We start from the raw sequence: 12701 nt of genomic DNA, 5'->3' as shown, positions 1-12701 counted from the left end.
TAAAACATGAAGATCGTGTAATTGCGATCTTCATGTTTTTTTATGATTTATGTTAAAAGCCATTTAAAGAATTGGCTTTTAAATATTGTTGGCATTTACGGTTTTATATAATTTTATTAATAAAACAATATAAGATGAATAAATTGAAGGAGAGGCAAACTAAAGGAGATGTATGGTTGGAAAATAATTACTTGAAAAGTGCTGTCTTTGAACATCAGTTTTGGCTTCGCGTGCTAGGAGATCATTCTCGCTTTATTCATGATTCGCTCTATCCTTCTCAAAAGAAGGACATCGAGAAGGCGAATTATTTCATAAAACATTTCGATCAACTTTTTTCTCAAGTAAATGCTTTGAACGAAACAAATGCTATTTCTTTTGCTAATATTGTCGCAGAATATGTGGATCAATTAAAATCATTTAAATTGTCCATTATCAAAAGGCATTTACTAGGGGAGATGGGGATTCACCTTACGCCTACCTTTATAAGTCATATGGTAAACGAGTTAGAAGAATATCAACTGGTATTAAGCTATCTGGAAAAAGGGGAAGTACCAGCTATTTATCATGAATTGCATCACCATCTAATTTGGCTACTGGATGCTTCTGGTCATGCTGGTGCAATTGATGCTCGAATGGATGACACAGAGAAAAGACTAAAAGAAAAAAGTGAAATCTTTGCCAAACATTTTGAACAGTTTTATTTGAAAGCGGTTGAATTGACTGGTTACCTACGCACGAATATCAACAAGTTCCCAGCATTAAATAGATTTAATGATAATGTAGAGTTAGAAATAACTCTGTTTTTAGCTTTTCTAGATGAATTAGAAGAAATGGAACTAAATGCAGAGGTGCTTGGAACTTTTACTGTATCTATGGCTGACCATATGGCAAGAGAAGAACAATATTATTTATCAAAAGTGGCCGAATCCACCAATGCTGATAAAAAATAATCGCATTTATGCAGGGCATTATGTTAGGTTGAAATTAAAAGAACCGGGCGTGTAAAATGCCCGGTTCTTTATGGTTTTAAGAGGAAGATGTATGTTCGGTTACTGATATTGCCCAAGCAATGAGAAAAATTGTACAACGAAATCATGAAATACTTTTTCAGAAGGTGATAGATTCCTGGAAGCCGGACTAATGATTCCGACTGTTCTTCGAATATTAGGTAAATCAAGAGGGATTTTCTTCGTGAATCTAGGTGTAGAGTCATAAAAAGTGCTTTCTGGCAACAGTGTTAGACCAATACCTGCGGCTACTAAACCTTTAATCGCATCCATATCCTCACCCTCTGAGGTAATTTTTGGTGTAAAACCAACAGAGTTGCATGCTTCGACCACTAGTTTTTGCATAATATAGCCCTCAGGGAAAAGAACAAAATCCTCATTGCGAAGATCAATAAGAGGAATCTTACTTCTTTTCGCAAAGGGATGGTTGGCATTTAAAAGAACGGAAAAATTCTCGGTAAAAAGAATCGTGTTATTTAAATTACTATCTTTGGGAGGAAGTGGGCCTAAAAACGCCAAGTTGAGCTCACGCTGTTTAACCGCTTCTATTAAATAATTGTAAGATCCCTGTCGCAAGTGAAAAGCAACGTTTGGATGCTCCTTTTTAAATGCAGAAATTACTGTCGGCAACAAGTGGCCTGCTAAGCTTGTTGGGAAGCCAATTTTAATAGTTCCTATTTCAGGGTTTAAATATTCATCAATTTGTTTCTTGGCAAAATCGATGGCTTTAATAGCAGAGACACTGTGGTCTAAGAAAATCTTACCTATTGGTGTTAGCTTTACATTTCTACCGATCCGTTCAAATAATTGAACTCCGAGTTCATCCTCTAAATTCGCTATCTGTCTACTAACTGCGGACTGAGCAACATGTAAATGGACTGCAGCCTCCGAAATATGCTCTCTTTCTGCTACTTCTATAAAGTATCTCAATTGGCGTAGTTCCATCGAATTCTCCTTATCTATCTCAATATTAGATGGTTTATATCCAAATTATATATTGTTTATATTATTTTGAAAACATACAATATTCTTAAGACACTTTTTTAGGTTAAAGGGAGGTATAAACATGACATTTCATCAACTACCACAAGCACAAGGTATGTATGACCCGTCTTTTGAACATGACGCATGTGGGATAGGTTTATACGCACATATAAAAGGTAATGCAACACACGATATCGTAAAAAAAGGACTTGAGATGTTATGTCGCTTAGAGCACCGCGCTGGCAGAGGTGGCGATGGTAAAACGGGGGATGGAGCAGGCTTAATGGTTCAAATACCTGACATATTCTTTCGTGTTGTATGTAATGAATGGGATTTACCTGAAAAAGGTAAATACGGAGTCGGAATGTTATTTTTCACAAACGATTCCAACGAACGCGAACTAATCGAACAAAAAATAAATGATTTGATAGTTGCAGAAGGGCAAGTTCTGATTGGCTGGAGAACAGTACCAATCGATACAAGCATGTTAAGCGATAAAGCAAGGGAAACAGTACCTTTCGTTCGCCAGGTTTTTATTCAGGCAAATAATGAAATGGAATCATTAGCTTTTGAACGCAAACTATATATTATCCGCAAGCAAGCGGAACATTGGGCTGGTCATCAAAGCCTTAAATTCTATTGTGCAAGCCTTTCTAGTCAAACAATTGTTTACAAAGGATTGCTAACTCCAGAAGAGGTAGATTTGTTTTATGTAGATTTACAGGATGAACTATTCACTTCTGCATTTTCACTTGTACATTCCCGTTATAGTACAAATACATTTCCGAGTTGGGAGCGAGCACATCCCAATCGCTATATAGTTCACAATGGGGAGATCAACACATTGCGAGGCAATATCAATTGGATGAAGGCTCGAGAAAAACAATTTGTTTCCAAAGCCTTTGGTGAGGACTTAACCAAGTTACTACCAGTTATCGATACAAATGGTAGTGACTCTTCTATGCTAGACAATGCATTTGAGTTGTTTGTTTTAGCAGGTAGAACTCCTGCCCATACAGCTATGATGCTTATTCCTGAACCTTGGACTGAGAATCCTCATATCACAGAAGAAAAGAAAGCTTTCTATGCATATCATAGCAGTTTAATGGAACCATGGGATGGACCAACAGCAATTTCTTTTACAAACGGCAAACAGATAGGTGCTATTTTAGACCGCAATGGATTACGCCCAGCGCGTTATTTGGTTACGAAAGATGATTATATTGTGTTTTCCTCTGAAGTTGGGGTTGTAGATATTGAAGAAGAAAATATTTTATATAAAGAGCGTCTAAGTCCTGGCAGAATGCTATTAGTAGATTTGGAAAAAGGCAGAATTATTTCGGATGAAGAGATTAAATCAGAAATGGCTCAAGCGCAGCCTTATCAGCAATGGTTAACAGATAATATGTATAAACTACCAGCGATCGAAGAAAAAGTAGAGCAACTAGAGGATTTGTTATTCCGTCAGAAAGTATTTGGCTATACGTATGAAGATGTGCATAAATATATGATTCCGATAGCGTTAGACGGGAAGGACCCAATTGGATCGATGGGGAACGACACTCCTTTAGCGGTATTATCTGATCGTCCCCAGTCGTTATTCAATTACTTTAAACAGCTATTCGCGCAGGTTACTAATCCTCCGATTGATTCGATTAGGGAGCATATTGTAACTTCAACGATGACACTGCTTGGAGCGGAAGGTGACCTACTACATCCGAATGCGTCAAATGCAAAACGGATTTTCTTAGAAACACCTATTTTAACAAATAGCCAACTAGCACATATTAAAAAGAATAGTATAAAATCATTTACTGCTGCTTCACTCCAACTGAATATGTCTGAAGACTTAGAAATTGACTTGGACCTTCTATCCAAAAAAGTGGATGAATTGATCGACCAAGGAATCTCTCTCTTCATACTTTCAGATAGAGGTATTTCGGTACAACAGCAGACCATTCCAGTTTTGTTAGCAGCAAGTCATGTGCACCAGCATTTACTGCGAACTGGTAATCGGACAAAGGTGAGTATTATTGTTGAATCGGGTGAGGTACGTGAGGTACATCAGTTTGCTGCACTTATCGGCTTTGGGGTAGATGCTATTAATCCCTATTTAGCTTACGCGACGATTGCCGAGGCAATACAGGATGGGCACATAACGAGGAGTTATCCAGATGCAGTTGCTAAATATAGTAAAGGAATAGCAGATGGAGTAGTAAAAGTAATGTCGAAAATGGGCATTTCCACTGTACAAAGTTATCGTGGTGCACAAATTTTTGAAGCAGTTGGAATTAGTAAGGACGTAATTGAACGATATTTTACTGGAACGGTTTCACAACTTGGTGGAATTGACCTAGCAACAATTGCGAATGAAGCTAACAAAAGACATGAACAAGCAATTCTTTCGACTAGTGATTCTTTAGAATCTGGTAGTGATTTTCAATGGAGAAATACGGGAGAACATCATGCCTTCAATCCAAAAACAATTCATACGCTACAATGGGCAACTAGAAGAGGGGATTATGGTTTATATAGACAATATGCGCAAATGGCCAATGAGGAGCGTATCGGGTTCTTAAGAAATCTACTGACCTTTGATAAAGCAATTAAAAAAATTCCTCTAGAGGAAGTAGAATCTGTCGAATCAATAGTTAAACGTTTTAAAACGGGCGCTATGTCCTATGGTTCTTTAAGCCAAGAAGCACACGAAACACTAGCTATTGCGATGAATCGAATAGGTGGTAAAAGTAATAGCGGAGAAGGCGGTGAACACCCTAGTCGTTATGAACTGGATGCAAACGGCGATAATCGTCGCAGTGCTATTAAGCAAATTGCATCTGGTCGATTTGGTGTTAAGAGTCATTATCTCGTTCAAGCAAATGAATTGCAGATTAAAATGGCGCAAGGGGCAAAACCAGGAGAAGGTGGGCAATTACCTGGTAACAAAGTATATCCTTGGGTTGCAGATGTTCGTGGTTCAACTACAGGAGTAGGGCTCATCTCTCCACCACCACATCATGATATTTACTCAATTGAAGATATGTCTCAATTAATACATGATTTAAAAAATGCAAATAGAGCAGCTAGGATCAGTGTTAAACTTGTTGCAAAATCAGGTGTAGGAACAATTGCTGCTGGGGTAGCAAAAGGGGCAGCAGATGTAATTGTAATTAGTGGATACGATGGTGGAACTGGTGCATCACCTAAAACGAGCATAAAACATACCGGTCTTCCGTGGGAATTAGGCCTTGCAGAAGCACATCAAACGTTAATGCTAAATGGTTTGCGCGACCGAGTTGTGTTAGAAACTGATGGCAAGTTAATGACAGGTAAAGACGTAGTAATGGCAGCTTTGCTTGGCGCAGAAGAATATGGTTTTGCAACAGCACCACTTATTGTAATGGGTTGTATCATGATGCGAGCATGTCATTTAGATACATGTCCAGTTGGAATTGCGACACAAAATCCAGAGTTGCGTGATAAATTTACTGGAACGGCAGATTATGTAGTTAACTTTATGAAGTTTGTAGCAGAAGAAGTTCGAGAATACATGGCATTATTAGGATTCAGAACAATGGAAGAAATGGTCGGTAGAACCGATGTATTGCAAGTTAGTGAACGTGCTAAATCCCATTGGAAAGCAAAACAGCTAAATCTAGAGGCTCTTTTATATCAACCAGAAGGACCGAGAACTTGGAATACATTACAGGATCATAAAATTGATGAATCATTTGATATGCGTGTATTGTTACCAAAACTGGAAAAGGTAATAGAAAGTCAGTCAAAAGCAGAATTGTATTTCCCTATAACTAACAGAGAACGTGTAGTAGGTACCATAATTGGAAGTGAAATCTCTAAAAAATATGGAGCGCGAGGGTTAGTGGATGATTCCATTGTTTTAAGATTTACAGGAGCAGCTGGCCAAAGTTTTGGGGCATTTATACCAAAAGGAATGTCGATGTATATAACCGGCGATGTAAATGACTATTTTGGGAAAGGCTTATCTGGCGGAAAACTAATCGTAACAGCACCGATTCAAGGAAAAGCAGAACAAAATGTTATTGCTGGAAATGTTGCGCTTTACGGGGCAACGAGTGGAACTGCTTTTATCAATGGCCGTGCTGGGGAGCGCTTTGCAGTACGAAATAGTGGTGTCGACGTTGTCGTTGAAGGTATTGGCGATCATGGCTGTGAATACATGACAGGTGGTCGAGCGGTTATATTAGGAGATGTAGGAAAGAATTTTGGAGCAGGAATGTCGGGTGGAATTGCGTATGTTCTTGTGGATGATGTGAGTGGCTTTAAAGAAAAGTGTAATCCAGAGATGATTGGGTTTGAACAAATTCAAACTGCAGATGAGCTACATGCTGTACGCCAATTAATCATGGATCATTATTATTATACGAAAAGCACAAAAGCTATGAATCTCTTAGACAATTGGGATGAAGCATCTAGTCGATTTGTGAAAGTTGTACCAAATGATTATAAAAAAATGGTGGATAAAATTCAATCGTTCAAAGTTCAAGGCTTAACAGACGATGCTGCTGCAATGCAAGCATTTTTGGCAACTTCGAGTGTGGAAAAAAAGGAAAAGAAAGTACTAGCGAAAAAATAAGGAGAGGGGAGATACTTATGGGAAAACCTACAGGGTTTATGGAATATGAGCGTGAAAAAGGTAAAGAGGTGGCCCCTCTCAAACGTATAAATAATTGGAAGGAATATTCTTCTAAACTATCGGATGTGTCCTTACAAAAACAAGGGGCAAGATGTATGGACTGTGGAACTCCATTTTGTCATATGGGTATTGAGGTTAGGGGGGCAACTTCCGGTTGTCCTATAAATAACCTTATTCCAGAGTGGAACGATTTAGTATATAAAGGGAAATGGGAAGAAGCATTAGAAAGATTGCTGATGACTAATAATTTCCCGGAGTTTACTGGGAGAGTTTGTCCGGCACCATGCGAAGGGTCATGTACTTTAGCTATTTCAGATCCAGCAGTTTCCATCAAGAATATTGAGCGTACTATTATTGATAAAGGATTTGAAAATGGGTGGATCGTACCAAGAATCCCATTGGCGAGAACTGGGAAGAAAATAGCTATTATCGGCTCAGGGCCGGCTGGTCTTGCCAGTGCAGATGAGCTCAATCAGGCGGGACATTCCGTTACCATTTTCGAGAGAGCTGATCGAGCGGGAGGTCTTCTTATGTATGGAATTCCGAATATGAAGCTGGAAAAAGATATAGTAGAGCGTCGAATTCAGATACTCCAGCAAGAAGGTATAGATTTTGTCCTGAACACGGAAGTAGGTATAGATATTTCGGCAGACCAGCTAAAGGAACAGTTCGATGCCGTAATCTTATGTATAGGAGCACAAAAACAACGTGTGCTCCATATGGAGGGCAGTGACTCTAAAGGGATACATCTTGCGATGGAATATCTAACGACGACTACAAAGAGTCTATTGGATTCAGATTTTAAGGATAATCAGTTCATCAATACGAAAGGGAAAGATGTCATCGTAATTGGTGGTGGGGATACGGGAGCAGACTGTGTGGCGACAGCCCTACGACAAAAATGTCGAAGTGTAGTTCAATTTGGGAAGCACCCTCAATTGCCATTAACACGAGCAGATGATAATCAATGGCCGACGGACCCTTCTATATTTAAACTTGAATATGCTTATGAAGAGGCAGATGCAAAGTTTGGAAAAGATCCAAGAGAGTATTTAATTCAGACGAAGAAAATCGTTGCAGATACGAATGGTCATTTAAAAGAACTGCATACGATTCAAATGGAGAAAATTCTTGGAGAAGACGGCTTCTACTTTTTTAAAGAAGTGCCAGGTACAGAAAAGATATGGCCTGCTCAGTTTGTTTTTGTTGCTATTGGCTTTGAAGGAGCAGAAACTACATTGCCGGACCAATTTGGGGTACAAATGACCAATAAAAAGATTGCTGCATCTTCTAAAGATTATCAAACAAATGAAGAGGGAATCTTTACAGCTGGCGATGCTAGAAGAGGGCAAAGTTTAATTGTTTGGGCTATCAAAGAAGGGCAAGAAGTAGCTAAACGAGTAAATGAATATGTTAGTAAAAAACCGGTCATAGTCTCATGACCGGTTTTTACCGTGCTAGTGAACTAAAGTTTTTGTTCCGTTTTTGGTCATAAGATGTCATAATAGTTACATAACGAATATGGAGGCAATAACATGATTGGTATTATAGATTATGGTGCAGGTAATTTACATAGTGTGTTAAAAGCGATCAAGCAGCTTGGCTATGAAACAAAACTTATTACAAAAGCTAGTGATCATACCGATGAAATTACCAAGCTTATCCTGCCTGGCGTTGGAAATGCAAAAGTGGCGATGGATGTGTTGGATCGGAGCGGTTTAAGTGATTACTTAAAAGAAAGAGTTTCAGATGGTATTCCATTACTTGGTATCTGTCTTGGGATGCAGCTTTTATTAGAAAAGAGCGAGGAAGGAAATGTGGATTGCCTCGGATTTCTAAAAGGCAGTGTACCTGAATTTACCGATGAATCGGAGAAAATTCCCCATATGGGTTGGAACCAAGTGACAGATGTACAAAATCATTTTCTTTTTGAAAATATTCCAGAAGAAACAGACTTTTACTTTGTGCATTCTTATTTTGCTATGCCGGAAAATCGGGAAGATATTTTAGGAGAGACAAATTATGGTATAAATTTCGCTTCCGTTATTGGTAATTCACAAGTAATGGGCGTACAATTTCATCCAGAAAAAAGTGGTAAATACGGCATCCAACTTTTAGATAACTACTGTAAGCAAGGAGATAAATAAGATGTTAAGAAAACGAATTGTACCAGCCATCGATGTACTAAATGATCAAGCAGTGAAGTATATTCAATTTAGAAATCCTACTATTATTGGTGATCCTGCCGAACTTGGTAAAAAGTATACGGAAGATGGTGCGGATGAATTAATCTATCTTGATACGACCGCTTCTTTAAAAAACCAAGATGTAAAATTGGAATGGATCCAAAGGGTGGCCGAACAAGTAAATATTCCATTTTCCGTTATCGGAGGGGTGCGCACAGTAGATGACTTTAAAAATTTACTACGGGCTGGGGCAGACAAAGTTGGAGTCAACTCGGCGGCAGTAATGCGCCCAGAGTTACTGAAGGAAGCAGCAGATATTTATGGTAAACAATGTGTCGTATTAGGCTTAGATGCCATGCCAATCTATAATGATGACCAAGAAATTATTAGATGGGAAGTTTATACACATTCTGGTCATGAGAAAACAGGAATGGATGTTGTGGAGTGGGCGCAGCAAGCAGCTGACTTAGGTGCTGGAGAAATTATTTGCACAAGTATCCATAAGGACGGCATGAAAAACGGTTATGATGTAGCACTGATCAAGTTATTATCTGAAAAAGTTAATATTCCTATTATCGCTTCAGGTGGGGCAGGGAAGATCGAACATATCGAAGAAGTCTTCTCTGACGGTAAAGCTGATGCGGCTTTAGTAGCATCCATGATTCACTACGGAGACTACACAATTGGAGAAATAAAATCTTACTTACATTCAAAGAATGTGAATGTCCGACTTACTTAATAAAACGACCTAGTCTCGGTATGGAGACTAGGTCGTTTTTGGTAGAAGGGACAATCGCTTGAATAGCCTGCCGAAATGTCGTCCAACAATTTATTAAATTTCCTAATGTACTCAGTCCATTACTTCCCAACCGCGTGCATTTGCTAGGCTTCTGAGCTTTTCCTCGGGTCTAACAGCAACTGGATTTCCTACAAGCTCTAATACAGGCATGTCTGAAAAGCTATCTCCATATGCATAACTATTTTCCCAATCTATTTGATGACCATCCAAAGCTTCATGAACCTTCAACGTTTTTTGCTGGCCGTTTACATGGTTGATTGCATTCTTTGTGTAAACTTTGTCGTCCTTATAAAATATATCGGTTCCAATAATCTGATTGAACACGAGACCATCCGTTACACGTTCTAAAAACTGCGTATACGCACCAGATACTAGTAATATATGAATATTCTCTTCCTGGTGACGTTTGAGTCTTTCTAATACTTTTGCGTTGAAATCTTGCTGCATAGTAGCTTTAATTTCACTAAAATAGATATCCATTTCTTGTTTTGTCAGTCCATTAAATGCCTCTAAATATAATTGCATGGAACGCTTTTTCATTTTGTTGTCCGGATATAACTTTAACTTATTTGCTATGTACGGTGGAACAATAGCGCGATAAAAACGTTTGTATGAGGAATGATAAGTAGGGTGTTCTTTTAAATGTTTCATTAGTAGTGTGAATGTTTCTTCCGCATAGATAGTACCATCAAAATCAAAAATAGCTACTCGCATAAATTTCACCCTTTTCTCCATTAATAATTCATAAAATTATTATACATGAACAAACAAAAAATCGCCCCAATCTCATGGGGCGAAATTTGTTATTTAGCTCATCATATTTCCTTGTGCAGGGGCATATGAATTCGTCAGAGCTTGCATACTTTGTTGATCCAACTGAGGTACTTGGTAATAATGGTGTTTGTTTTGATAAATAGAGAGCTCATAAGCCATTTCAATACAATTTGGAATGGAATCTGCAAGTACTCGGCGAACAACAGGATTAGTTGTTTCAAGTGCAGCGGTAGTTTTAATAGTTGCGGAAGCTTTAGCGGCACCAAGAAGGTATCCAGAAATCAGTTCGTCTGAAAGCTCATTGGCAGATTGAATTGGCTTTTTAGGTTGGGAAGGTTTTATCCCATATATGAAGTCATTTCCAGTTTGCATTTTATAGCTAGTAGTTGGATGGGAAGGATCTGCACCTGTTTTAAAGCATTCAACGGTAATATTATATTCGTCTAATGCAAATGCATATTGACGGTCTAAAATACTTAGCAGTTCCTGGTCTTTTACATGGGGACGTAGAAGTACTTTTAAATTTAATCCGGAAATAACAGTCCCTAAAACTTCATGGACGTCAAATACCTCATGACCACCATGATTCATGTTTTGTGAGATATTACCAGTTTGCATATTTTGATGCGTTTGACCTTGACCTTGTCCAAATGGATTTTGTGTCATTCCAATTTTCCTCCTTGTAGAAACTTTGATGGAACATCCTTTGTAGTTTGAGTAAAAAGTCATCAAATATGCAAGCTATAAAAAAATAAAAACAATCCCAATATCATTCTATTGGGATTGCGGATCAAAACTTATTTAATATTCGTCATTAATTTAAAGATTAATGAGTATAATAATTGATAAACTTCTTCCATAGTAAAGGAATCATCGAATCCTTTTATATAATTTATCGGTAAATTAATTTCCCATAAACCTTCGTTACCTGCGAACATTATACTATATTGCATCTTCTCTGAATTGTAATGTTCATCTAAAAATGCTCTAATTTCTGCTGTATATTTTTTTTGGATAAATAAACCAAACATTGCTGTGTAAACTTCAAACACTTCATCATATTCAATTGCAATCGCATCTACGCTTACAACATCCAACATATTAGCTTCTAAATAAACATATTCTTGCATATTGTCTTTAAGATAGGATGCAGGTGTTTGTAAAAATGAGGTGGGCTCTTTAGCTATTAACTCATCTGTTTCTTTATTGTACCTTTCGATAATTGCATCGTTAAATAAGTCTTGTGGAAGAATATTTAATCCTTCAGGGAGTAAAAGGTTTTTTTCTGCAAAATCTTTTTCCTCCATTGTTAATGTTATTTCATTGTTTGTAGCTTCTTCGATCTTTTTAGTTAGTTTGTTTGTAATCATAGAAATTGGTTCCTTCCTTCTTCTGCTATTTCTTCTGCTATTAATTGAAGATCATATGCATCTATGGTAATTACTCGGTAATCATTTTTTTCCGCATATTGCTCTGCTAATTTTTTGATGAACTTTGGAGAGCCCTCATTTTCTTCGTCGTAAATTATTAACATTCCATCGGTATTACGAACAACGAATTTATTTCGCTCTATAAACTGCCAGGGAGCTTCATACGGTTTTTTTGTGACACTTGTCTGATAATCAGCTTGCCTTAATAGGCGCTCATACTTTTCTTTCTTTTGTTCATTCCAATTTTTTTCCTGTTCTAAAAATGGGGTAATTATGGCAAACTTTAACTGCGGATACTCATCTTTAAGCACTAGGATTAACTCGGCAGTCCAAGTTTCTATACCTTGTTGACCACCTAATATTACCCACTCTAAACCTTCCTCCAACAAAACACGAAGTTGTGTTTCTATTGCTTTTTTTATGATAGGAATCCCATCATGAGTATCTTTAAATATTCCCAATTCATGTGCTTTATAACCTGTTACTAATATTCTCTTAATCATTATCACCCAACTTATCTAAACGTCTTAGTCCATCATAGCATGTTCTCGTAACCATATAAAACCTTATGTCATACACTAGTAAGATTGTTAGGAAAGGATGGATAGACCATGAACGACAAGCCACAGGGAACGGTCGAATTTGTAAGTCAATTTGAAGGTTATGTTTACCAGGCAGCTAAAGGATTAAAGGACAAAATGATTGCTATTCAAACAACTAGAAGTACCATGCAAGGTATACTTAAAGGTATTGCACCTGATCATCTAGTATTAGATGTAAGTGGAACTCCATTTTACATTAGAATACAGCAAATAGTGTGGATTTCACCTACTAAATAAAAAAAGA

The 12701-nt window shown here is 37.7% G+C and carries 11 protein-coding genes; 6 read left to right on the top strand and 5 right to left on the bottom strand.

All coding sequences use genetic code 11. The annotated features are described in order from the left end of the window. Positions 1-176 precede the first annotated feature (176 nt). Entirely contained in the window at positions 177-950 is a 774-nt protein-coding gene (locus BM260_RS02150; protein ID WP_245762615.1) for a DUF2935 domain-containing protein, read from the top strand. Between the two features lie 99 nt (positions 951-1049). On the opposite strand, the gene BM260_RS02145 is transcribed toward BM260_RS02150, so the two are convergent. Then, entirely contained in the window at positions 1050-1952 is a 903-nt protein-coding gene (locus BM260_RS02145) for a LysR family transcriptional regulator (RefSeq protein WP_093534541.1), read from the bottom strand. A 121-nt stretch (positions 1953-2073) separates the two neighbouring features. Between BM260_RS02145 and gltB the strand changes: the two genes are divergently transcribed. The 4 genes from gltB (at position 2074) to hisF (ending at position 9591) form a co-directional block, all read left to right on the top strand. Continuing rightward, positions 2074-6606, top strand: coding sequence for a glutamate synthase large subunit (gene gltB, locus BM260_RS02140; RefSeq protein ID WP_093534540.1), 4533 nt, complete (start codon positions 2074-2076; stop codon positions 6604-6606). Positions 6607-6623: 17 nt separating this feature from the next. Continuing rightward, on the top strand, positions 6624-8108 hold the full coding sequence (gene gltD / locus BM260_RS02135) for a glutamate synthase small subunit (protein ID WP_093534538.1): 1485 nt from the start codon (positions 6624-6626) through the stop codon (positions 8106-8108). 93 nt (positions 8109-8201) lie between these two features. Continuing rightward, positions 8202-8813, top strand: coding sequence for an imidazole glycerol phosphate synthase subunit HisH (gene hisH / locus BM260_RS02130; protein ID WP_093534536.1), 612 nt, complete (start codon positions 8202-8204; stop codon positions 8811-8813). Between the two features lies 1 nt (position 8814). Next, the gene (hisF, locus tag BM260_RS02125; protein WP_093534534.1) at positions 8815-9591 is read left to right on the top strand and encodes an imidazole glycerol phosphate synthase subunit HisF; all 777 of its coding nucleotides are present in this window, start codon (positions 8815-8817) and stop codon (positions 9589-9591) included. A gap of 111 nt (positions 9592-9702) precedes the next feature. Here the strand turns inward: hisF and BM260_RS02120 are convergent, their stop codons facing one another. The 4 genes from BM260_RS02120 to BM260_RS02105 all read right to left on the bottom strand — a co-directional run bounded on the left by BM260_RS02120 (position 9703) and on the right by BM260_RS02105 (position 12358). Then, positions 9703-10365, bottom strand: a complete 663-nt coding sequence (locus BM260_RS02120; RefSeq protein ID WP_093534532.1) for an HAD family hydrolase — start codon at positions 10363-10365, stop codon at positions 9703-9705. Between the two features lie 93 nt (positions 10366-10458). After that, positions 10459-11091 carry a spore coat protein gene (locus BM260_RS02115; protein WP_093534530.1) on the bottom strand — a complete coding sequence of 211 codons (633 nt, stop codon included), beginning with the start codon at positions 11089-11091 and terminating at the stop codon, positions 10459-10461. Positions 11092-11222: 131 nt separating this feature from the next. After that, positions 11223-11795: a hypothetical protein gene (locus BM260_RS02110; RefSeq protein WP_093534528.1), complete on the bottom strand. Its 573-nt coding sequence runs from the start codon at positions 11793-11795 to the stop codon at positions 11223-11225. After that, positions 11792-12358: an SLOG family protein gene (locus BM260_RS02105; protein WP_093534526.1), complete on the bottom strand. Its 567-nt coding sequence runs from the start codon at positions 12356-12358 to the stop codon at positions 11792-11794. The genes BM260_RS02110 and BM260_RS02105 overlap by 4 nt, the downstream gene beginning before the upstream one ends. Positions 12359-12466: 108 nt before the next feature. On the opposite strand from BM260_RS02105, the gene BM260_RS02100 reads away from it, so the two are divergent. Beyond that, positions 12467-12694 (top strand): YuzF family protein, encoded by a 228-nt coding sequence (locus BM260_RS02100; protein WP_093534524.1) that lies wholly within the window; start codon positions 12467-12469, stop codon positions 12692-12694. Positions 12695-12701: the final 7 nt, after the last annotated feature.

The organism is Psychrobacillus psychrotolerans (assembly GCF_900115805.1).
GTDB classification, from domain to species: domain Bacteria; phylum Bacillota; class Bacilli; order Bacillales_A; family Planococcaceae; genus Psychrobacillus; species Psychrobacillus psychrotolerans.
Note: the sequence above shows the minus strand (reverse complement) of the source record. Positions and strands in the feature narration are given on the sequence as shown.